Below are 21,454 nucleotides of genomic sequence, written 5' to 3' on the forward strand. Positions count from 1 at the left end.
GCAATCTCGGTCTGAAGGTCGGCGTCCGGTCTGTCGCCGTTGCTTCCTTCCCCCGGCGAATTGCCAGGGCGATGGAGACGACACGGCCTTCAGATGGCATGCGGTAGTCCGTTTGAAACGTGAAGCCCGCCGCGCGGCAGCGGGCTTTTTCACAAGGTCGAGAGACATGGAGTGGGACGATGCAATCCGGCCGGCATTCGTAACAAGAGACGCGAGTTTTTGTTCCGACCGCCTCAACAACCTTGAACCGTTTTCTTTACCTGTCCTGGAGCCGCGGTTTTGGCGTCGGTGTTTTGCTGCCCAGGGGCTCCCTGCTTCGCACTGCCGGCCTGCTGACCGGGTGCACAGTCCTTCGCCGAGTTTGAATTGGTGGTACCGCTCGTTGTGGTCGAGTCGGTGGTCGGGATCGTTGTCGTGGTTGTCGTGGTCGTAGTGGAGGATCCGCTCGTGGTGCTGGTCGACTGTGCAGCGGCGAGCCCGGCAGACATGGCAATCATGGCTGATGCGAGTAGAAGCCTTTTCATCATCATCTCCTTGGGAGTCTGGGATGTCCCTTCGATTGCATAACCAGCCAGTCAGCGAAGGGTTCCTCCAACGTTTGAGCTTCGGGAAAGCGCCGGTCGCCACGGCACCCTCCCTCAAATGAAAACGCCCCCCGCCAAGACAACAGCGACCGATGCGGCGAAGGCAATCACGCGCGCATAGCCTGCCACAGTCACACCGCATTGGCCGGTTCCCTGGTGGGCACGGCTTCGCAACCGCGCCGAAGCACGTTGAAAAACGGTCATGGGGATTCCTGTGTGAAAGGGTCGCGGGGGATTGCTGATTGCGCCGGCTCGCTCATAGTCGCAGCCATGGTCGCGGGGCATGTTGAATTGGCGTTGTTTGAGCAGACGTTCGCCAATCCAGACGGCATGCATCAGCCGTTTCTATTCGATGTTCGCGTTGATGGTGACGTAGAGGTTCAGCGGATGGCGGCGATCAGGTATAGTGCAACCGGCACGGCGATAATTGTGATGGAGAAGTGCGGGGAACTTAGGTGCGCGCCGGGTGAATGGCGACACGCGCTTTCTGGTTGAGGAGCTTGCCGCCTGGTACGCGTCACCACTTAGCGAGCAAGCGCGCGTTGACTATCACGGCACGGCGGTGACCCTGCTGGCAAATGTTCGCAGTGCTGGTCATTTCGCCCGTTCCTAGGGCGTGGACTCAACGTGTCGCAGCCATATTCGGAGCGATGCGAGATTGAGGATGGCCAGGTAGTTGCGTGCGAGCTTGTCAAAGCGGGTTGCGGCCCGGCGGAATTGCTTGAGCCTGCAGAAGAAGCGTTCGATGCGGTTGCGCTCCCGGTAGAGCTCTGGCGGAACCACACGTTTATTCTTGACGTGACGGCGGGTTGGAATGTTGGCCGAGCCACCGGTTCTGGCAATGAGAGCAACCAACGGCCAGCTGTCGTAGCCTTTGTCAGCGACAAGCGCCTTTGCCGGCGGCAACCCTTCAATCAGCTGCGGGGCGATGGTCTTATCGGATGCCTTGCCCTCGGTGATAAGCAAACGGATGGGCAGACCATCCTGATCGACAAGGGCATGAACCTTGGTGCTTAGTCCGCCATGAGAACGGCCAATGGCGTTATCCGGACCCCCTTTTTACCGCCCGCGGCATGCTGGTGAGCGCGGATTATCGAACTGTCGATTAAGTGCAAAGACTGTGGTGACTTAGCCGCCAGGGCTTCAAACATCGCCAACCAGACACCTCTCTTGGCCCAGCGGTTGAAGCGATTGTAGACCGTGGTGTAGGGGCCATACCGTTCGGGCAGATCGCGCCAAGGCGATCCGGTCCTCAAAACGTAAAATATGCCATTTACCACCCGCCGATCATCGACCCGCTTCTTGCCCAAACCGTGCGGCGGCAGAAGCGGCTCCACGATTTGCCATTCCGTCTCGCTTAGATCGTAGCGTGCCATCATCGCCTCCAAATCAAGGCGTTGAATTACTGCTTCAAACGTCGTGCAAGGGTTGAGTACGCGCTCTAGCCAGATCGGCGCGTTCCGTCACCGCATTGGAAATGGCTCCGGCCTGAATGCTGAACGCAGCAGCTTGGAAAAACTGCCGTTCTTCTCGCTCTGGCCGGCTTAAATGCCCATCATGATCGACGGGTAGCAGGTCGAAATTTAGCCGCAACGTTGATTCCTACCGGCTTTTCGGCTTCGTCGATCAGCGCAACGATGTGATGCACTGGCGCAAGCAAATAGAAGATAGAAGGCAATCCCGACCCCAAGCACTTCGCTGACATGATCGTCGAGGGCGATCTCGTCAGCGGGTAAGGTATTCAAGCTGGTATCGGGCCGGCATCGGCGTCTACGAAGCTAGTGAAATGGCCGCTGCAAAGGGGCGTAAGCAGCGGGCCTTGGGTATGGCCGAAGGATCTTTGGGGTGACACATAACCGGCTGGCAACTTCAACGAGGGAGATTTTTCTTTGTTCCTTTTGCCTAGCCGGTCCTTCTCCCGACCATTTGGCGCCGGTCCTCTCGTTCGCGCGGCCATGCCGAACGCGCCTGACGTTCGCTCGTTCGCTCATTACGAAAGCAGCGCCCACGCCCAATACGCGCCAATTGCCATCTGAACGGCAAATGCCGTGAACCGCAGGCTCACCGCAATTTCGCTGGTCGAAACGAGATGGATAACCGACTGGACCAGGCGTGCCCCCAGCAGCTCATATGCTAGAGGGTCGGTGAGCGCCGTTCTAGATGTCATTATTGCAACGCCGAGCAAACCGCCAAAAATCGGAAGCCCTTCGATGCAGTTCGCATGAGCGCGCGCCAATCTCTGCATAAAGGGAGAGAGGCCGCCATTGTCAGGCGCAAACCCATTGGCAGGCACCCTTCCGGAAACGACGAGATAGGTTCGGATCACTTCCATCACAATCAGTAAGATCAGTGCCCATGAGATTAATCCGACCAAACTGTAAGCAGTCGCAGACATTGCGTCTCCCCCATTTGCCTCCCCGTCCTTTTAGCTGATCTGCTTTAGGTCGCGAGGGCGACGAGGTTCGGGTCAGTCATCATACATTAGCCTTTGCTAAGTGATCACACCATACGTTTGGGTTTCGACTACCTAGTTTTGCTGCGGCGGACACTGTCCGCTGGGCCGGCGCCTATCCAGGCAATCTCCTAACGAGCGCCGCCGGCCGCCTCTAAACTCTTCCTGATTCAGATGATTAGTTCCGCGGCAGCTTGCGTATCTCCTGCCGGATCGGCCCGCCTCGATCGCGACTTGGTGCATAGAAGCGCGCGTTCGACTGCTGAACAGGGCATCCTTGCCATAGCGACGGATCAAGGCGGGCGACTTTACTTCGGCATGATGCGAACTATTTTTGCACCAGGCCCGCAGCGTATGCCACTCCCGCAAATCGCCAAGACCGACATTAAGCCCGACGTGCACGCTGCCATCGAAGACCGCAGTCCTCGTTTACAATAACAATATCCTTTCTACACGCACCGAAACATTTATCGTCCTCTCGATCATCGCGTGGACCTACCTCCTGCACGCTTGGCTGATCAGAGAGGGCGTCACCCCGGTGTATAAGAATGCTGATGGGACATCGGTTTTAGTCGATGGCCAGGAAAAGCTTTGGGAACTGAGCTACTGCATTGAGCGGCCGGAGGGGGGACTTTCAGCAGGCGAGAAAGCCAATCTGAAATATTTAATCGCGATCCGCAACGCGATTGAGCATCGTTCCGCCGAAGATATCAACGATGCGCTTCAGGGCAAGATACAGGCGAATGTGCTTAACTTTCTCAAGTACGCGAAGGAGAAGTTTGGCACCAAATACGACTTCTCGAACGAATTAGGGTTTGCCATTCAGCTTCAGGCGCTGACGCTGCAAGCTGCGAATGCGTTGAAAGCGGCGGCTCCCATCGCCAAATCTGTTGCGGCCGTAAACTTGCTTCTCGAAGGACCGATGACGCAGGCCGAATTTAATGACCCAGCCTACTCGTTCCGCGTCTACGTCGTGCCGAAGGTCGTCAACAACGTGAAGAAGGCGGACCAAGCCGTGATCTTCAGTTCTGTCGGCTCGGATGTCGAAGTAGCAATCAAGCTCGTTGAGAGGCCAAAGTACCGGATGACGGAAGCAATCAAGGAGCTGTTGGACGATCATGGACTCACCGTCTCCAGCTACGAGTTCCAGCAGGCGTGGAGGCTCAACGACCTGAAGAATCCATCCAAGGGCCTGTCGGTCCAACTCGGCGGACAGTGGTTCTGGTATCAAGAAGGCATCGACAAGATCAGGGACATCCTATCCGCATAAGTGTTGGCGAATGACGGCCGCGTCGGCTCGAAACTTCAATGGGGTCAGTTCGCCATCGGACCCGCTAAAAGCGGAACTGCGCGTACTGAGTTAACGGCAGGTTTCCGTCGCTCAGCGATTCAACCTGAATGACGGCAACGTGCCGCAAGCCGTCGTTGAAGTCATCCTGTATTTGACGGCAGCTATTCGATCCTCGGCGCCAGGAGCAGACCGTCCGCTTCCGGCTCAAAAACAGCCGTAAGTCGGTTGCTGCAACGGCTCACTCAACGCGTTGGTGACGAGTACTAACTGGATATTCACGCCTGAGGATCCAAGAGCCGCACACCCTCACCCTTTTGACCAGCGGACAAGAATTCGATCCCCGCTTTTGTCAAAGCAGCCTCAATGGCCTGCAAAGTACTGATCCGGGAATCGACCTTGCCGTTTTCCAATCGGGTGAGCGCATTCAGCGAAACAATTGCCTTGTCAGCAAGCTCCTGCTGCGACCAACCAAGCAAAGCTCGTGCGGCTCGAATCTGTCGTGGACTGACCATGAGCCCACAATCGGCAGACCGATTTTCTTCGCCACATATAGGGTTATTTTAAACCTTATAAGGTATATTAAATAGCGATCTGGCGTTGAGGTGGGATCGACACCTGCTCCAAGCGCGCGATGCAACGAATCCTTATACGGTTAGAAGAGGAGCGTCCGAGGCATTGTTGAAACTGCAACGCTCCGCCCTTGTTCAGACTGGATCGAGACCAAAGGAGAGTGGCCCTCATCCCGCCGACGAGCATGTCGGCAAACAAATCGCGACGGTTCGCGTCCAGTCGGACGTCTCGCAGGGTCAACTCGCCCGGTCGATAGGCATCAGCTTCCAGCAACTTCAGAAATACGAGAACGCCAGGAACCGCGTTAGCTCATCCATGCTCTACGAGATCGCCAGCTCATTGGGCGTCCCCGTAAGCCGCTTCTTCGAGGGCTTACCGGGTAATGGCCAGAAACGCGGGGAAGCGAGGCCCCTGCCCGTGGATGAACGGCTTGACTTCATTGCCAGCGCGGAAGGCCGCCGCCTAATCGAAGGGCTAATGAACCTTCCCCCTCGGGTGCGTGGCCGGGTCTCAGCGCTGATAGCGGCCTTGGGAGAAGAATTGCGGCTCGACGACGCGAACAACGAGACGCCCGACGAGTGCTCGCCGGCCGACCGCAAGACGGCCTGACAGCCATCAGGACATGTTAGCCGTATTTCCGCACGGCGTGCACAGCGATGCGGCCGGTGGCTCCGGATGGCGCGATATCGGTACCGAAGACCCGCGAACGGGTTGCAAACCCCTCAAGGATATCTCGCGCAACGTTCCCGATTGCCGTCGTGGGAACCAGCCTGCCCGTTGCCGATCCGATAGACTGCGCGTCCGCGCCGATGACAACGGGCAGGAGGTCTATCCCTTCAAGGCTTCCGCCCGCATCATAACGGCAAGCTGCGACGATACTTTGCCAGACTTCCGGCGGGTCCCATTCGTTTTCGGTGGCGTGTACGTGGAAAAGAAAGTTTCCAAGGCCATAGAAGATCGGCGATCCATTGTAGATCTCGAGCGCTTGAAGCACGGGGGCGCCGTGACTGACGAAGAGGTCGGCGCCGGCATCGATGCAGGACCGGGCAAAAGTCCGCACCCAATGCGGCACGTCCTGCCAACCTGGTTCCCAATGGTGATGATGCAGGTAGGCGACGACGAAGTCGCCTTGTGCTGCTGCCTGCCGGATAGCGGACAAATGGATGTTTGCGCTCTTAGAATCGACCTCAATGAGCCGACCGAAGTTGGCGGCCTGCGCGAACACGGTGCCGTAGAAATTGATCTCCTTTCCGGTCGCCACCTCCGGCGGGTCCTCTGGTTGCGCATAGTTGGCGAGTTCAAAGGGGGAGCTTTGCAACTGTTCGCCCAACCTTGCCAGTCTTCGGAAATGCCCATCTGGCACCCCTATCTTTCGAACCGTCTTCAGCCGGTTGACACCTGGGCGTGCCGGGCGAAACGCTGTACCGTTCTCGGCATACATGTTGGCGGGGCCTGGCCCTGCGTCCATGGCTAGAAGAGCCACCTCGCGCGTTCCGAGACGGCGGCGGCCCGGTCGCGCCGCATTTGCCTCGTTGGCCCCTACCCCAGCATGAAGGAACCCGCGCGTTTCAACCTCTTCTAAGGTACTCAGCACCCCGTTAGGGCCGAGATCGAAAGCGTGGTTGTTCGCCAGCGCAAGCGCGTTGAAGCCGATTGCCTGCAGTGCGTCCAGCACTTCGACCCTGGAATACCCGAAGTACTTGCCTTTGGTCGGCCAACCGCCGTCTTTGGCGAGGATGGTCGACTCGAAGTTGGTGAAGACGAGGTCGCCCTGCCCCAGGAAACGGACAATTTCCGCGAACCGTTCGTCTTGAATATTGCGGATGTCGTGCTTGATCAAGGATTGGCCGGTTACAACCGCGCAAAAATGGTCTTTCATAGAACTCGCCTTCTGCGATTTGGGGTGTCGGGCCGCCGGCCCGCGGCCAGCGCCATACGATGTCGAAGCCGACGGCGCCGCTATTTCGCAACGGCCGGCGCGATGTCGGTCTTGAACCATTTGATGCTCAGCGCCTTGAGCGTTCCATCCTTGGTGGCCGCGTCGATTGCCGCGTTGAACTTGGCGAGCAACTCGGTATCGTCCTTGCGCATGCCGGCGCCGACGCCCGGGCCCCAGAGGCCGCCCTTCAGTTCGGGCCCAAAAAACACCGCAATCGAACCAGCCGGCGTCTCCAGAAAATCCCGCCATGTGAAAAAGTCGGCAAGCCCGCCGTCGACTCGTCCGGCCGCAAGGTCAAGCTTCAGATTGTCTAGACTGTCATAGCTTCGAATGGTGACGACATCGCCGAAGAGATCCTTCAGGACAGCCTCCGAATTCGATGAGCGCAGGACGCCGATGGCCTTGCCAGTGAGCACCGATCTGGCGTGGTCGATGGCCGCTTTTTCCTTGTCTCCGACCGACGATAGATTGACCTTTTGCTTGGTGTCACCGGCGTCCAGCCCTAGTTCTTTGCGCACGACGAACTGATTGAAGCCGCCGGCGTAGGGGACTGAAAATGCGATCGACTGTTTTCGCTTCTCGGTGATCGCCATGCCGGACATGATGACGTCGAATTTGCCGACGACGAGAGCCGGAATGATGCCGTCCCAGTCCTGCGCGACGAAGCTGCATTTGATGTTGATGCGGCGACACAGCTCACGTCCGACATCGACGTCATAACCGTAGAGCTCGCCATTGGCGTCGGTGCCATCCCATGGCGGCGAGGCGCCTTCGGTGGCGATCGATAGCGCGCGCTCGCCCTCAGCCCGGACAGGGAAGACTGACATGAATGATGCGAACAAAACGGCCATGGCAAAGGGTATGCGCATAAGGCACCTCTTTTGGTTTGGTTGGTGGGAATGCAGCCTGAAGCTGCACGGTCACGGCGTGGATGTCGTGATCTCGAGTTCGCACAGCGCTGACTTTGGTCGCAACCTGCGTCGTGCGCCAGGAGGACCGTCGGTCGCGAGCCGCCGTTCCAGAAACTGAGTTGCTTTCACCGCGACCGATGTAAGCGACAGATAGATCGCGCCGGCGACGATGAAGATTTCGAAGGGGGCGAAGGTGGCCGAAACCATCTGCCTTGCCATGCCGGTGATCTCGAGAAGCGTCACCGTGCTTGCCAGGGAAGAGCCCTTGATCATGCCCACGACTTCGTTCCCGTAGGCCGGAAGCGAAATCCTGAAGGCGATCGGAAAGGTAACAAGGCGAGCGGTTTGAAGGCGTTTCAAGCCGAGCGCCGCGGCGGCCTCGGTCAGCCCCTTCGGCACGGACTGGAGACCTCGACACAAGATCTCGGTGGTGTGCGCCGCGCTGTTGAGCGAGAATGTCAGCAGGGCGCACCAGAAAGGGTCCCGTAGGATCACCCAAAAGACGCTTGCCCTCACAGCCTCGATCTGGCTGAGGCCGTAATAGAGCAGGAAGAGCTGAACGAGCATCGGTGTGCCCCGAAAGACATAAGTGTAACCCAGCACCGCGAGCGACAGGCTGGGACGCGCGAAGGCACGGATGAACGCCAGCGGCACCGACAGAAGAAACCCCGCGATCAGCGACAGCGCGGTCAGCGTCAACGTAAGCCCCACGCCAGAGGAGAGCACCACCACCGCATCAAGCATCAGCTGGAAATTCACGAACAGCTTCCCTAATGACCGAATGAGGGGTACCGCCGCTCCGCCAGCCGGATCGACAGCAGCGTGATCGTCGTCAGGGTGAGATAAAGAGCAGAGGCCGCGAGGTAGAAGGTCAGCGGCGCGCGGAGCGACCCGGCGCCGACAAAGGCAACGCGCATTATGTCGGTCAGGCCGACGATCGACACCAGCGCGGTATCCTTGAAAAGCGAAATCCAGAGATTGCCATAGGCAGGCAGCGCCAGCCGCAGCATCTGCGGACCGATGATGAAGGCCCAACGCTGCCAGGCTTTCAGCCCAAGTGAGTTGGCCGCTTCTGTCTGCCCTGCCGGTACGGCGGCAATCGCGCCCCGAAACACTTCGGTGGCATAGCCGCTGAACACGACTGAGAGCGCGACCACCCCTGCGGTGAACGCATTCACCTCCACGTAGCGGCCGGCAACCATGCTGGCGAACGTGGTGCCTCCAAAGTAGATGAGCAGGATAATGACAAGTTCTGGCACGCCACGAACCACCGTGGTGTAAGCCGTCACAACCCTTCTTAGCTGGGGCGAGACCGCACCGTTGGAAATGGCCAGCAGCAGCCCGAATACTGTGCCCAAGGAACCGCTGACAAGCGCAAGGCTCAGCGTCACCGTGAATGCAAAAAGAAATTGAGCAGCAAAACCGTTCATGACGCACCTTTTCCGGCTCGCAATTCGAGCAGCGCGTCGCCTGCTCAGCGCTGTTGTCTAGAATATTTACCTATGGTTGCGCATTGTTCGGGCGGTAATTTCAAGTTAATTTGCGCTTTTGACTTATTGTAGCCTCCGATAACTCCTGATCAATCTATCATTTTCACAATTTACTCTATAACTAATTCTTATATGATTGCGTTAAGTTCGAAGCTGACGCCTTGCATGCAGCTGACCGGTTCGATCGCCACGCCCGGCAATCACCCACGCTTGGCTCAGCACGCGGTCGGAAAGGGAATGCAAAGGATGGAGTTGCTGCAAAGCGGCCTAAAGCTCCGGCAGTTGCAGGTTTTCCGCGAGGTGCTGCGAACCGGTTCGACAAGGCGCGCGGCAATGGCCCTCGGCATAAGCCAGCCGGCGGTCAGTCAACATGTGAAGCAACTTGAGGCGACGATTGGCATTACACTCTTCAAAAGATCAGCCAACCGCATTGTGCCGATGCAAGAAGCCTGGGAACTGTTGCGGAACATCGAGCTGGCGCTGACGTCACTAGACCGTCTGGAAGCGTCCATCTTCGCCATGAAGAACGAAGAAAGGCAGCGGATCGCGATCGCCGCGCCTTCGGTCTTCGGCTTTGTGACTTTGCCGCGGGTTGTGGGTATCATCCATTCGAGGACCGCCTCGAATGTCCGATCGATTTCCGGAAGCTACGATCAGATCGGCGAGCACATCCTGGCCGGGCGCGCGGATCTCGGAATCTCGAGGCTGCCTCTCGATCCCCAGCTGTTTGAATGGGCGCCCCTGGGCTCGGCGCGCAACGTATGCATCTTTCATCCTGATCATCGTTTCTCGAGGCAGTCGTGCATCGAGGCTCAAGACCTCGCGGGAGAAACGATCGTCGACATCGATCCTCAATTTGCAGCCCATCAAATGAACTTCAACGCCTTGCGCTTCGCGGGTGTTGAGCCAAACATTCTGGTTGAGTTTGACTGCAACGGTCACGAAGCGGGCTACGTTTCGGCTGGGCTTGGAATCTCGATAACCAATGAGATCATTGCGCGTGAGAATGCGGCGTTTCACCTGTGCGCAAGACCGGTTGAACCCTCAGCGCTCTATCACTACGTGGCGGTCTGGCAGAAAGGCAGGACTTTCTCCAACGCCTTAAAGGTTTCCGTTGAGGCTATCGTCGCTGCCTTCGCTCCAACGATGTCCGCAGCTGCGTAGCGTTCAAAGGAAATCTCCTGCTCTTAGTGGACCGTGCCACTTTGCATTGCGGCCAGGTGACCCTCAACCCCTCCGCTCTTGCTTGGCCTTGGCAAACCCGCGATCCGTCGCGATGAAGCGCTCCAGCATCGGCACGATCAGGCGAAGGGGATCGGCGGATGGTTGACCCGAGTCGCGGCCAAGGATCTCAGCATATCTGGACAGATCGCGGTGCAGCGGCGCCGGCAGTTCCACTGTGACCTTAACCGGCTTGTCGTCTGCAATCGGACCGAGTTTCAGCTTGGCCATTTCAGCCTCCATAGGGTTCGAGCACGAGATCGCGCGTAACGACGACACGCACATTAAAGCCCGGCCGTATCGTCAGCGTCGGTGCAATGTTCAGTTGGCGCTGGACGATCTGCTGGCCGACCTGGCTGAGGCTGTCGGAGGCACCACCGCGCAGCGCGCGCACGATATCGCTTTCCTGGCCAGACGAGCCGGCCTCCGCGCCAACGCTGAGAATGGTTGTGAGTGCAGCCGCCTTAAACAACTCGGCCCAATGGTAGTCGACGCCGTCCTCCAGGCCGGCATAGCCTTGGCCGTCAGTGCCAGGCTGGCGTTCAAGAACAATAGAACGGCCGTTGGGAAAGAGCAGCCTACTCCAGACGAGCAGAACGCGCCGCTGGCCGAAGCCGACCCCGTTGTCATACTGACCAATGACCCGCGTGCCCTGCGGGATCAACAGCGAGCGACCCGTCGGACTGTCATAGACATTTTCGGTGACCTGGGCCGTGATCTGGCCAGGCAGATCGGAACGGATGCCGGTGATGAGTGCTGCCGGAATGACAGCCCCTGCCTGGAGCACATAGGGCGACGCCGGCGGCGTGACGCGATCCGGTGCTACGGTGCGCCGATCAGCGGCCGCATTCAAGAAGGCAAGCTGTCGGTCTTGCGCGGTCGACTGGCCCATCTGACCCGCAAGGTCGGCAGTGGCAAGGTTCGGTGGGGCAATTGCTCCGGGCGTTTCGGACATCGCCATAGTTGTCTGTCCCGTCTGGAAGAAAACACGCGAGGTGCGTGCCGCCTCCTCTTCGGCCCGCCGCCGCTGTTCCGCCTCATCAACCATGGGTGTCGCGATCGTTGGCGGCACGACTGGCTGTCCCTTGTTCTGGGCATCGAGTATCGGCCGGCCAAGATCGCCAGGCAGCGGCGGCCCCAGAACGGGGCCGGTGTAGTCGCGCGGCAGGCTTGCCAGCCCATCGGCGGGCTGCCTGTTGGACGTCGAGTAGAGCTCGTCGCCGTGCTTGCCTGTTTCACTGGTCTGAAGCGCGTAGATCAGCGCGCCGCCAACGCCGAGTGATGCAGCCAGGCTGATGCCGGCGAGCACCTTGCGGGACAGGCGCGTGACGCGCGGCGGCTCGGCGCGAAGCTTCATCGGGGCGGCAGCGATTTCGTTCTCGTTCATGACTCCTGCCCTCCCCGTTGACGAAATGCGTTGGTTGCTTTCGACCCCGGATTGGAGCCAGGCATCCACAGACCTCTCCTCGTGGCATCGGTGCGCACGATCCTGACGGTCTGCTGCCGCTTGCCACTGCCAAGGCGTAGTTCCGCCGCGCCGAAAAGCCGGTCGACGATCAGGGTATTCTGGTAGACGCGGCTGTTGGCGATTTCAGCCTCGCCGTCAGGGCCGATGACGAAGATGGGCGGCATCTCGCCTTGCACGATCCCGCGTGGAAACTCGACATAGACCCGCCTGCCGTCGTCATAGACACTGACAGGCCTCCAGGGCGCCACGTCGCCGGTGAGACCATAGCGGTAGTTGCGTGCGGTGACGTCGGGCATAGCCGGCGTCGCGGGGATCGTCCGCGCTTGTCCGGCCGGCAGCGCGGGATAGGCCCAGGCGACAGCGGGCATGTACGGCTTCTCGCCCGATTGGAGCTCGATCATGTAGCTGCGCCGGTCGGTGGTGATGACGAGATTTGTGGTGATGTCGGCGCGCGAAGGCTTGACCAGCACATGGACGCGCCGGGCGACGCCCGCTCCGCTTTCGGTGTCGCCGATGATCCAGCGCGCGGTGTCGCCCGCCGCGATCGGACCTTCGCCGGTCAGACTTTCGCCGGGCTCAAGCGCGATGTCGGTTATCTGTCCGGGAGCGGCATAGACCTGATACAGGGCGCCTTCACTCCAGGGATATATCTGGATGGCGTTGTAGTAGCCCTCACGGCGGGGCTGGACACGGGCGGCCGCATTGGCGTTTTCGACACGCGCCACCGGCGTGCTGCCGGCCGCGCCGCCGCGCGCCGGAATCCATCCGGGTGGCACGTGTAGCGGTTTTGGCTTCTCATCGACAGCGGCAGCCGGAACAGCCGGCAGAGGCGGGACGTAGGCATCGTAGGAGATCTGTGGCGGTCTCTTGGCTGTGGCACAGCCGGCGAGCAGCGAGCCCGAAAGCACCGCCAACGCGAACGCCGACCTTCTCAGAGTGACAGTGGCGATAGCACGCGCTGACACGTTCATTGGCTCATCTCCCGCGACCAGTTGATGGCGTTGACGTAGATGCCGAGTGGATTGGCCCGAAGCCGGTCGGCATCACTCGGCGGCTGGATCACGGTCGTGAGGATGGCGGTCCATCGCTCGGTGGTGGAGAGCTGTCCGTTTTCGTAACGACGCTCGGCCCAGGCGACGCGGAAGGAGTCCGCAGAGGCGCGGATGACCGACGAGACGTCGACCGAGACTTGCTGCTTGCCGACCTTCGAGAACGGGTCATTGACCCGGGCATAGTCGTTGAGCGCGGCGGCACCCGCGTCAGTGGTCCATTCGTAGGCGCGCAGCCAGTTTTGACGCACTACGATCGGGTCGGCCGGAATCGAGCGGACCTGCTCGATGAACCGGGCCAGATGCCATGCTATCTGCGGGTCGGTCGGCTTATAGTCTAAGGTCGCCGGCGCAACTGCCTGCGCCTGCCCGAGCGTGTCGACCTGAACCACCCAGGGGACCACGGTCCCGCGCACTGACTGCGAGACAAGCGCCGCAGCAAGGCCCGCCGACAGGACCAGCGATCCAAAGGCCATGTATCGCCAGTTTCTCGCCTGTACGCGCGCCGAGCCGATGCGTTCGTCCCAGACCTGCGCGGCCTTCTGGTATGGGGTCTCGGGTTGAGGTGTCTTGCCGTAGTGAACGGCGGGCCGTCGAAAGATGTTCATAGGTCATTTGCCTTCGGAGAGGGAAACGGAACTGCCGCTGCCATGGGCATCGCCAGCGCGGACGGCGTGGGCAGCGGTCTGGACGCCGTGCGACAGGCGCCGCGACCGCTGCATGCGTTTGGCCCAGTCAGGGGTGTCTTGGGCCGCCCCGCCCAGCCCGCCGGCGCGGGCGACGGAAGGGGCGTCTGCGCGTTCGGCATTGCCCCCAACCGTCCCCCCTGTCGCGGTTCCACCGGTCCCAGCGCTGGTGGACTGCGGGCCAGCGGCGGCGGTCGATTGCACGGATTCACGCGCACGCGCGGCGGCCCGCCTGAGCGGCGAGCCATTTTGCGAAATACCGGCACTTGCAACGCCGCCCAAGCCGGAGGCCGCGGCCGAGGCGCCGCCGTGGCCAGACAGGGCTGCGGTCGAGCCGCCGCGCACAATGGAGCTGCCGGCGGAGAGAGCAGCCGACCCGCCGCGTGCTGCCAGGCCCGCGGCGCCGCCTGCGGCGATCACCATACCGCCTGCGGCGAGACCTGTTCCGACGGCGGCACCCGCACCGAGCTGCGGTCCGCCGGAGACGATGCCATTGGCAATGCCCGGGCCGAAGATGCCCAGACCCAAGAGTGACAAGGCAGCCAGCACGATCGCCATGGCTTGATCGATGGTGGGATTTTCGCCGCCGAACCCCTGGGTGAACTCGCCGAACAGTGTCGAGCCAATGCCGATGACCACGGCAAGCACCAGCACCTTGATGCCCGATGAGATGACGTTGCCGAGCACACGCTCGGCCATGAAGGCTGTCTTGCCGAAGAGGCCGAAGGGGATCAGCACAAACCCGGCCAGGGTCGACAGCTTGAATTCGATCAGCGTGACGAAGAGCTGCACCGCCAGGATGAAGAAGGCGAGCAAGACCAGAGCCCAGGCGAACAGCAGGCAGACGATCTGGATGAAGTTTTCGAAGAAGGAGACCCAGCCCATCAAGCCGGAGATGGATTCAAGCAGCGGTCGTCCGGCGTCGAGACCGGTTTGCGCCACCTTGCCTGGGCGCAGCAGATCCTGGACCGAAAACCCCGTGCCGCTGGCCTTCAGGCCGAGGCCGGAAAAACTTTCGAAGACGATGCGGGCGAGGCTGTTCCAGCTGGAAATCAGATAGGCGAAGACGCCGACGAACAGCGTCTTCTTGACCAGGCGCGCCAGGATGTCGTCATCGGCGCCCCAGCTCCAGAAAAGTGCGGCTAGCGTCACGTCGATGGCGATCAGCGTGCTGGCGATGAAGGCGACCTCGCCGCCAAGCAGGCCGAAACCGCTGTCGATATAGCGGGTGAAAGTGCCAAGGAATTGGTCGATGACGCCGGTGCTGCCCATGCCTATCGCGCCTCCGACCGGGTCGCGTCTTGTGGCCGCGGCGCGGGCGGCTCGGAGGTCGAGCTCCCAGACGGTGCCTTGAAACCGAGGAACCGATCGCGTTGTTCGGCCCACACGCGCAAGCAATCATCGTCACGCAAGGCAGCCTCGCCGAGCCCCTGGCAGCGGCGAAGGCTCTTGCGAAGTGGGTCCGGGGCCGAAGGTGCCGGCACGGTAGCTGCCATGCCGGCGGGACTTTCCTGCTTCCGGGTCATCTCAAGCGCCGCCGCCGTGACGGCGATCGCGACGAAGATGACGGCGACGAGGCGCACGAAGGTCTTGCCGTCCATGGTCGAGCCTCAGCGGTTGAACATCTGGGCATTGCCGGCCTGATAGCCGGAGCCTGGGGTCAGGAAGCGGCGGCGCTGTTCGCGACCCTGTTCGGCGGCCGCGGCACGTTCCGCGTCGGTCAGGGCCTGGGCGCGGCCGTTGGCGGCGACAACTGCGGTAAGGTCGGCGAGTTGCTGGGCCTGGAGCGCGAGAAGCTGGTTGCCGGCCTGCGTCGCCTGGAGCGCGCCTGTCGCGGACTGGCTCGAACTCACCAACGCCGACATTTGTGTCCGGTTGGTCTCAATGTTCCCGACGACGCCCGCCTGCACGCGCATAGCGTCCTGAAGACCGCCAACAGTGTTGCGCCACCGCGAGCGCGCATCGGCAACGAGCGCTTCATCCGAGGCGGAGAGCGAGACGTTGCCGTATTTCTGCTGGAACATCTGGTCGACCTGCTGGACGTCGAAGGCGACGTTCTGCGCCTGGTTGAGCAGCTGCTGCGTGCGCTGCACCGATTGCTTCAACTGCTGGAGCGAAGAGAAGGGCAGGCTCGAGAGATTGCGGGCCTGGTTGATCAGCATCTGGGCCTGGTTTTGCAGCGAGGTGATCTGGTTGGTGATCTGCTGGAGCGATCGCGCGGCTGTCAGCACATTCTGGCTGTAGTTCGACGGATCAAAGACAATGAATGCGTGTGCCGGAATAGCCACGACCGGCGAGACCAGGAGGGGCGGCGCAAGCATAACGGCGAGCAAAAGGGCGCGCGAGCGGGATCGAAGAGTGTTCATGATTGAGGCTCCTTTTCAGCTTGGGGGATGATGTTGGGAATGAGGTCCGCGGCCCAGCCAACGCCGCGCGCACGCAGCCAGGCCGCCAGGAAGTCTTCGCGGCCATGCTCGGCGACGACGCTGGCGATCAGCGCCTGGTCCGTCTTGGAAGATGCGGCGCAGAGCGCCATGCCGATTTCCGACAGGCCGAGCTCAAAGAGGCGGTTGCCACGCCGGGATTGACAGTAGTAGTCGCGCTTGGGTGTCGCCCGCGCCAGGATCTCTATCTGGCGATCGTTGAGGCCGAAACGGCGGTAGATCGCAGTGATCTGCGGCTCGATTGCGCGCTCGTTCGGCAACAGCAGGCGCGTAGGACAACTCTCGATGATCGCGGGTGCGATGTCCGAATCGTCAATGTCGGACAAGGACTGGGTGGCGAAGATGACGCTGGCGTTCTTCTTGCGTAGTGTTTTCAGCCACTCGCGCAGCTGGCCGGCGAAGCCCTCGTCGTCGAGCGCCAGCCAACCTTCATCAATGATGAGCAGCGTCGGCCGTCCGTCGAGCCGGTCACCGATGCGATGAAACAGGTAGGTCAGGACGGCTGGCGCGGCCCCGGTGCCAACCAGGCCCTCGATCTCGAACGCCTGGACGGATGCCGCGCCAAGATGTTCGGCTTCGGCGTCGAGCAGTCGGCCGTGCGGACCACCGATGCAGTATGACCGCAAGGCCTGTTTCAAAGGGTTCGCCTGCAAAAGCACGCTCAGGCCGGTCAGGGTACGCTCCGCTACGGGTGCCGAGGCGAGCGATGTCAGCGCGGTCCAGATGTGCTCCTTGACGTCAGGGTTGATGTGGATGCCCTCGCGGGCAAGGATCGCAACAATCCAGTCAGCCGCCCAGGCGCGCTCATAGGGGTCGTGGACACGGGCGAGCGGCTGCAGGGAGACGGAGGCCTGCGCACCTTCGGTCAGTTCGCCGCCGAGATCGTGCCAGTCACCGCCCATGGAGAGGGTGGCAGCGCGGATCGAGCCCCCGAAGTCAAAGGTGAATACTTGGCTGCGCGGGTAGCGGCGAAACTGCAGGGCCATCAGCGCAAGCAGCACCGACTTTCCCGCGCCGGTGGGGCCGACGACGAGCGTGTGGCCAACATCGTCAACGTGCAGGGACAACCGAAACGGGGTCGAGCCTTCGATCTTGCCGTAAAGCAAAGGGGGGCTACCGAAATGCTCGTCCCGTTCCGGACCCGCCCACATGGCAGAGAGGGGAATCATGTGGGCGAGATTGAGCGTCGAGAGAGGCGGCTGGCGGACATTGGCGTACGCATGCCCGGGCAATGAGCCCAGCCAGGCATCGACGGCGTTGACGGTTTCGACCATGGCCGTGAAATCGCGACCCTGGATGACTTTCTCGGCAAGGCGCAGTTTCTCGTCTGCGAGGCGCGGATTGGCATCCCAGACTGCGATCGTCGCGGTGACATAGGCCAAGCCCGACATGTCGGCGCCTAGTTCCTGCAAGGCCATGTCGGCGTCGGCCGCTTTGTTGGAGGCGTCCGTGTCCATCAGCACGGACGCCTCGTTGGTCATCACCTCCTTCAGGATCGCTGCTATGCTCTTGCGCTTGGCAAACCACTGGCGCCGGATTTTCGTCAGCAGCTTCGTAGCGTCGACCTTGTCGAGCAGGATCGCGCGCGTCGACCATCGATAGGGAAAGGCGAGCCGGTTGAGCTCATCGAGCAGGCCCGGCGTCGTCGCGGTCGGAAAACCGATGATGGTGAGCACGCGAAGATGCTGGTCCCCAAGACGCGGCTCGAGCCCGCCCGTCAGGGGCTCGTCGGCCAACAGCGCATCGAGGTAGACCGGCGTTTCCGGTACGCGAACGCGATGGCGCTTCGTCGAGACAGTGGAATGCAGGTAGGTCAGCGTCTCGACATCGTCGAGCCAAAGGCATTCCGGCATGAAGCCATCGAGCAGCGAGAGTACGCGCTCGGTGCGGTCGACAAACGCGCGCAGGATTTCACGAGGGTCCACACCGGACTGTTCGCGCCCCTCGTAGAGCCACCCCTCCGTGCGCGCTGCCTTCTCAGCGGGCGGCAGATAGAGGAGGGTGAGGAAGTAGCTCGATACGAAATGGACGCCCTCTTCCTCGAAGTCGGCCTTGCGTTCGGCATCGACCAGGCCGGAGGCCGCGTCGGGAAACTGGCTCTCGGGATACGTCGCCGCCTCGTGGCGCTGAGCCTCCACAAAGATGCTCCAACCAGAGCCGAGGCGACGGAAGGCATTGTTGATGCGCGAGGCGACCGCGACCAATTCGGCCGCGACAGCGGAATCGAGATCGGGTCCGCGAAACTTGGCGGTGCGCTGCAAGCTGCCGTCCTTGTTCAAGACGACGCCAGGGGCGACAAGAGCGGCCCATGGCAGATAGTCGGCAAGGCGGCTGGCGCTACTGCGAAATTCGGCAAGATTCATCATGGCCGCGTCCTCAAACCGATAGATGACCGGGGAGGCGTAGATGCCGCCGCCCCACTTCGAAAAAGAGCGGATCGCGTCTCGCAGCCCATACGGCGGCTGCATGGCCGAGCGCCCAGATGATCAGACCGACCAGCCAGAGCCGCAGGCCGAGGCCGATCGCACCGGCGAGTGTGCCGTTCAGGATTGCGATGGAGCGCGGCGCGCCGCCGAGCAGGATGTGCTCGGTCAGTGCCTTGTGAACAGGGACGACCCATCCCGGCACCGCGTCGAGCTGTTCGAAAGCGGTCGCCATCAGATCAATGCTCCGCCGCCGAACGAGAAAAAAGACAGGAAGAAGCTGGACGCCGCGAAGGCGATCGACAGACCAAAGACGATCTGGATCAACCGCCGAAAGCCGCCCGACGTATCGCCGAAGGCGAGCGTCAGCCCCGTCACTATGATGATGATGACGGCAATGATCTTCGATACCGGTCCCTCGATCGACTGCAGGATCTTCTCGAGGGGCTGCTCCCACGGCATAGACGAACCGGAGGCATTGGCGGCGGGCGCAATGGCGAGATTGACAATAAGGATCGTGGCAACGGCAACCGCATTGCGGTAGCGGCGTGTAAGGGCGGCGATCATGAGTTCTCTCCTGTGTCGGTAGGTTTGGCTTGAATGATGCGATAGTCGCCGTCGGGGCCGAGACCTTCGACGCGCGCGAGTTCGGCAAGCCGCCGCGCCGAGCCGCGTCCGGCAAGCACCGCGACGAGGTCGATGGTTTCGGCAATCAGCGCCCGCGGAACGGTGACGACAGCTTCTTGGATGAGTTGCTCGAGCCGGCGTAGCGCGCCGATACCGGAGCCGGCATGGATGGTGCCAATCCCGCCGGGGTGGCCTGTGCCCCATGCCTTGAGCAGGTCGAGCGCCTCAGGACCGCGAACTTCGCCGATTGGTATGCGATCAGGCCGCAGGCGCAGCGACGAGCGAACGAGATCCGAGAGCGTGGCAACGCCGTCTTTGGTCCGCATGGCCACAAGATTGGAAGCCGCGCATTGCAGTTCGCGCGTGTCCTCGATGATGACCACGCGTTCAGACCCCAAGGCGACTTCGGCGAGCAAGGCGTTGGTCAGCGTCGTCTTGCCTGTGGATGTCCCGCCGGCGACGAGGATGTTGGCGCGGGTGGCGACGGCGGTGCGCAACGTCGCTGCCTGTTGTGCGCTCATGATGCCTGCAGTCACATAGTCTTTGAGCGTGAAGACAGCGACAGCAGGTTTACGGATTGCGAAGGCAGGCGCTGTGACGACAGGCGGCAGCAGTCCTTCGAAGCGTTCTCCGGTATCCGGCAACTCCGCCGAGACGCGCGGGGAGCGGCCATGCACTTCCGCGCCGACATGATGGGCGACCAGTCGCACGATGCGCTCGCCGTCGGCAGCGGAGATTAACTCGTCCGTCCCGGACAGACCTTCGGCGAGCCGATCGACCCAAATCCTGCCATCCGGGTTCAACATCACTTCGACGATTTTGGGATCTTCCAAGAACCGGCTGATGGCCGGCCCTAGCGCCGTCCGCAGCATGCGCGAGCTGCGCGCTCGTCCTTCGGTATCGTTGTGCGAAGCAGCCATTTCGTCCCCGTTTCGGTCGGGAACAAATCAAATGGTCCCCGGTCGGGGATGATTAAGAGAGCCAGAAATCAGGCTCATTCAACAAGTTTCAATTACCGTCGTAGCGTGGCGTACAAATACAGGAAAACGGCGGCGCCGGTGCGCGAGCGCTTCTGCATTCAGATCGTGACGGGATCAATGGCGACGGCGGCCTTTGAGTCCCGCCCTGGCGGCAAGGACTTGAAGTCGACACGACGCAGTCGGTCATCCTTGCCCGTTCCGTCGTGGCAGATGGCTGCGGCCATTGGTTCCATTCTTACTGACCAAATTTTGAATACAAACTCTGGTCAGTAGCCTTCACTGGATTGATACTGACCAATCTTTGTATATAATCTTCGGACAGCACATGGGGGCTCGATGCCAGATCCGACGTCCGACACTCTTGATCGTATTCACGACAGAATTGCCAAGGCCGCGCCCTCGGGTGTCTGGTCACGCGCCGATTTTCTCGACATTGCAACGCCGTACGCCATCGAGAAAGCGCTGCAGAGACTGACCCGACGGGGGGATATTCGCCGGCCTTATCGCGGTCTCTATGACAAGCCGAGCATCAGCAAGCTGACGGGCAAGATGGTGTTTCCGCCACGCGCGTCTTTCATCGACGCCATTGCCCGGCGCGACAAGTTGCGCGTGCTGGTTGACGGCATGACGGCCGCGAACGACCTCGGCCTGACCACAGCCGTCCCGGCACGGTCTACGATCTATGCCGACACCTATCCGCGGACGATCGAGATCGAGGCCAGCGCCGGTGATCCGAAGGTGACCAAGCCAGTGATCTATAAGCTTGACTTCAAGCGCATCTCCGCCAAGACGGCGTTCTGGGCCGGCCGGCCGGCCATGCGCGTGATTCAGGCTTTGACTTGGTTTCGGGACGAGCGGTCCAACCTCGATGCGGCCGTGAACGGTATCATACGACATCTGTCACGAGATCCGAACCGGCAGATAGTCGCGCAAGATCTGCGCGACAACGTTCATGCCGTTCCCGCATGGATGTACCCACTGATCGAGACGATCGCCGGAAAGCTCCTTGCCGAAAGCGAAACAGACATCGCGCCTGCGAAAGACGAGCATGCAACAGACGTTTATTGAAATCCTTCGCTCAAGTGCAGACGACCGCCGAGCGCTCTTCTCAACGGTGGCCGGCCATCTGGAGACACGAGCGGAAAACATCGAGAAGGATCTCTACGTCTGCTGGGTACTCGACTTCCTGTTCAACCGCCGCCCGAACGATCCAATCGGTCTCTATTTCAAAGGCGGCACCAGCCTGAGCAAGGCATACAGACTCATCCACCGGTTTTCCGAGGACATAGGTGCGCCGTGACGGCGCGGGAGGGTAGTAT

At 61.0% G+C, this 21,454-nt stretch carries 24 protein-coding genes and 2 pseudogenes; 6 read left to right on the forward strand and 20 right to left on the reverse strand.

Features of this window, described 5'->3' with window-relative positions; genetic code table 11:
* Positions 1-638: 638 nt before the first annotated feature.
* The gene (locus JG743_RS28785; protein WP_202295447.1) at positions 639-920 is read right to left on the reverse strand and encodes a hypothetical protein; all 282 of its coding nucleotides are present in this window, start codon (positions 918-920) and stop codon (positions 639-641) included.
* Between JG743_RS28785 and JG743_RS34815 the strand changes: the two are divergent.
* Positions 855-1,197, forward strand: a pseudogene (locus tag JG743_RS34815) (hypothetical protein). The gene JG743_RS28785 and the pseudogene JG743_RS34815 overlap by 66 nt on opposite strands.
* Here JG743_RS34815 and JG743_RS28790 read toward each other — a convergent pair.
* A protein-coding gene (locus tag JG743_RS28790) for an IS5 family transposase (RefSeq protein WP_202292541.1) occupies positions 1,194-1,960 on the reverse strand; the annotation gives its coding sequence in 2 pieces (ribosomal slippage) (positions 1,194-1,622 and positions 1,625-1,960; 765 coding nt in all). The pseudogene JG743_RS34815 and the gene JG743_RS28790 overlap by 4 nt on opposite strands.
* A gap of 614 nt (positions 1,961-2,574) precedes the next feature.
* Positions 2,575-2,979 carry an MAPEG family protein gene (locus JG743_RS28795; protein ID WP_244672955.1) on the reverse strand — a complete coding sequence of 135 codons (405 nt, stop codon included), beginning with the start codon at positions 2,977-2,979 and terminating at the stop codon, positions 2,575-2,577.
* A gap of 391 nt (positions 2,980-3,370) precedes the next feature.
* Between JG743_RS28795 and JG743_RS28800 the strand changes: the two genes are divergently transcribed.
* On the forward strand, positions 3,371-4,306 hold the full coding sequence (locus JG743_RS28800; RefSeq protein ID WP_202295449.1) for a DUF3644 domain-containing protein: 936 nt from the start codon (positions 3,371-3,373) through the stop codon (positions 4,304-4,306).
* A 296-nt stretch (positions 4,307-4,602) separates the two neighbouring features.
* Here JG743_RS28800 and JG743_RS28805 read toward each other — a convergent pair whose 3' ends face one another.
* Positions 4,603-4,839, reverse strand: coding sequence for a helix-turn-helix domain-containing protein (locus JG743_RS28805; RefSeq protein ID WP_202295452.1), 237 nt, complete (start codon positions 4,837-4,839; stop codon positions 4,603-4,605).
* A 163-nt stretch (positions 4,840-5,002) separates the two neighbouring features.
* Here JG743_RS28805 and JG743_RS28810 point away from each other — a divergent pair, with 163 nt between their 5' ends.
* Positions 5,003-5,506 (forward strand): helix-turn-helix domain-containing protein, encoded by a 504-nt coding sequence (locus tag JG743_RS28810; protein WP_202295455.1) that lies wholly within the window; start codon positions 5,003-5,005, stop codon positions 5,504-5,506.
* A gap of 16 nt (positions 5,507-5,522) precedes the next feature.
* On the opposite strand, the gene JG743_RS28815 is transcribed toward JG743_RS28810, so the two are convergent.
* From JG743_RS28815 to JG743_RS28830, 4 genes are all read right to left on the reverse strand, one after another.
* On the reverse strand, positions 5,523-6,776 hold the full coding sequence (locus JG743_RS28815) for a CapA family protein (RefSeq protein ID WP_202295458.1): 1,254 nt from the start codon (positions 6,774-6,776) through the stop codon (positions 5,523-5,525).
* A gap of 80 nt (positions 6,777-6,856) precedes the next feature.
* Positions 6,857-7,663 (reverse strand): transporter substrate-binding domain-containing protein, encoded by an 807-nt coding sequence (locus tag JG743_RS28820; RefSeq protein ID WP_244672956.1) that lies wholly within the window; start codon positions 7,661-7,663, stop codon positions 6,857-6,859.
* Between the two features lie 93 nt (positions 7,664-7,756).
* Complete coding sequence (locus JG743_RS28825; RefSeq protein ID WP_202295464.1) at positions 7,757-8,506, reverse strand: ABC transporter permease; 750 nt, start codon at positions 8,504-8,506, stop codon at positions 7,757-7,759.
* 11 nt (positions 8,507-8,517) lie between these two features.
* Complete coding sequence (locus JG743_RS28830; RefSeq protein ID WP_202295468.1) at positions 8,518-9,177, reverse strand: ABC transporter permease subunit; 660 nt, start codon at positions 9,175-9,177, stop codon at positions 8,518-8,520.
* Positions 9,178-9,483: 306 nt separating this feature from the next.
* On the opposite strand from JG743_RS28830, the gene JG743_RS28835 reads away from it, so the two are divergent.
* Positions 9,484-10,401 carry a LysR family transcriptional regulator gene (locus JG743_RS28835; protein ID WP_202303070.1) on the forward strand — a complete coding sequence of 306 codons (918 nt, stop codon included), beginning with the start codon at positions 9,484-9,486 and terminating at the stop codon, positions 10,399-10,401.
* Between the two features lie 63 nt (positions 10,402-10,464).
* Here the strand turns inward: JG743_RS28835 and JG743_RS28840 are convergent, their stop codons facing one another.
* From JG743_RS28840 to JG743_RS34625, 12 genes are all read right to left on the reverse strand, one after another.
* On the reverse strand, positions 10,465-10,689 hold the full coding sequence (locus tag JG743_RS28840) for a DUF2274 domain-containing protein (protein ID WP_202295471.1): 225 nt from the start codon (positions 10,687-10,689) through the stop codon (positions 10,465-10,467).
* A 1-nt stretch (position 10,690) separates the two neighbouring features.
* Positions 10,691-11,845: a TrbI/VirB10 family protein gene (locus JG743_RS28845; protein WP_202303072.1), complete on the reverse strand. Its 1,155-nt coding sequence runs from the start codon at positions 11,843-11,845 to the stop codon at positions 10,691-10,693.
* Complete coding sequence (gene trbG, locus JG743_RS28850) at positions 11,842-12,897, reverse strand: P-type conjugative transfer protein TrbG (RefSeq protein ID WP_202295474.1); 1,056 nt, start codon at positions 12,895-12,897, stop codon at positions 11,842-11,844. Before trbG ends, JG743_RS28845 begins: the two co-directional genes overlap by 4 nt.
* A complete protein-coding gene (gene trbF, locus JG743_RS28855) occupies positions 12,894-13,583 on the reverse strand; it encodes a conjugal transfer protein TrbF (RefSeq protein ID WP_202295477.1) in 690 nt (229 codons plus the stop codon). The genes trbG and trbF overlap by 4 nt, the downstream gene beginning before the upstream one ends.
* 3 nt (positions 13,584-13,586) lie before the next feature.
* Positions 13,587-14,933 (reverse strand): P-type conjugative transfer protein TrbL, encoded by a 1,347-nt coding sequence (trbL, locus tag JG743_RS28860; RefSeq protein WP_202295480.1) that lies wholly within the window; start codon positions 14,931-14,933, stop codon positions 13,587-13,589.
* 2 nt (positions 14,934-14,935) lie between these two features.
* Positions 14,936-15,262 carry a putative entry exclusion protein TrbK-alt gene (gene trbK-alt / locus JG743_RS28865; RefSeq protein WP_202295483.1) on the reverse strand — a complete coding sequence of 109 codons (327 nt, stop codon included), beginning with the start codon at positions 15,260-15,262 and terminating at the stop codon, positions 14,936-14,938.
* Positions 15,263-15,271: 9 nt separating this feature from the next.
* Complete coding sequence (gene trbJ, locus JG743_RS28870) at positions 15,272-16,027, reverse strand: P-type conjugative transfer protein TrbJ (protein ID WP_202295486.1); 756 nt, start codon at positions 16,025-16,027, stop codon at positions 15,272-15,274.
* Entirely contained in the window at positions 16,024-18,471 is a 2,448-nt protein-coding gene (gene trbE, locus JG743_RS28875) for a conjugal transfer protein TrbE (RefSeq protein WP_202295489.1), read from the reverse strand. Before trbE ends, trbJ begins: the two co-directional genes overlap by 4 nt.
* Before the next feature lie 10 nt (positions 18,472-18,481).
* Entirely contained in the window at positions 18,482-18,763 is a 282-nt protein-coding gene (locus JG743_RS28880) for a VirB3 family type IV secretion system protein (RefSeq protein WP_202295494.1), read from the reverse strand.
* On the reverse strand, positions 18,763-19,095 hold the full coding sequence (locus JG743_RS28885) for a TrbC/VirB2 family protein (RefSeq protein WP_202295497.1): 333 nt from the start codon (positions 19,093-19,095) through the stop codon (positions 18,763-18,765). The genes JG743_RS28880 and JG743_RS28885 overlap by 1 nt, the downstream gene beginning before the upstream one ends.
* The gene (trbB, locus tag JG743_RS28890; RefSeq protein ID WP_202295500.1) at positions 19,092-20,075 is read right to left on the reverse strand and encodes a P-type conjugative transfer ATPase TrbB; all 984 of its coding nucleotides are present in this window, start codon (positions 20,073-20,075) and stop codon (positions 19,092-19,094) included. Before trbB ends, JG743_RS28885 begins: the two co-directional genes overlap by 4 nt.
* Positions 20,076-20,233: 158 nt before the next feature.
* Positions 20,234-20,359, reverse strand: coding sequence for a hypothetical protein (locus JG743_RS34625; protein ID WP_274608506.1), 126 nt, complete (start codon positions 20,357-20,359; stop codon positions 20,234-20,236).
* Positions 20,360-20,471: 112 nt separating this feature from the next.
* Here JG743_RS34625 and JG743_RS28895 point away from each other — a divergent pair, with 112 nt between their 5' ends.
* Both JG743_RS28895 and JG743_RS28900 read left to right on the forward strand, forming a co-directional pair.
* Positions 20,472-21,203: a DUF6088 family protein gene (locus JG743_RS28895; RefSeq protein ID WP_202295503.1), complete on the forward strand. Its 732-nt coding sequence runs from the start codon at positions 20,472-20,474 to the stop codon at positions 21,201-21,203.
* Positions 21,184-21,423: pseudogene (locus JG743_RS28900) on the forward strand (nucleotidyl transferase AbiEii/AbiGii toxin family protein); the annotation flags it as partial. The gene JG743_RS28895 and the pseudogene JG743_RS28900, both read left to right, overlap by 20 nt.
* Between the last annotated feature and the right edge of the window lie 31 nt (positions 21,424-21,454).

The sequence above is a fragment of the Mesorhizobium sp. 131-2-1 genome, assembly GCF_016756535.1.
GTDB lineage: Bacteria > Pseudomonadota > Alphaproteobacteria > Rhizobiales > Rhizobiaceae > Mesorhizobium.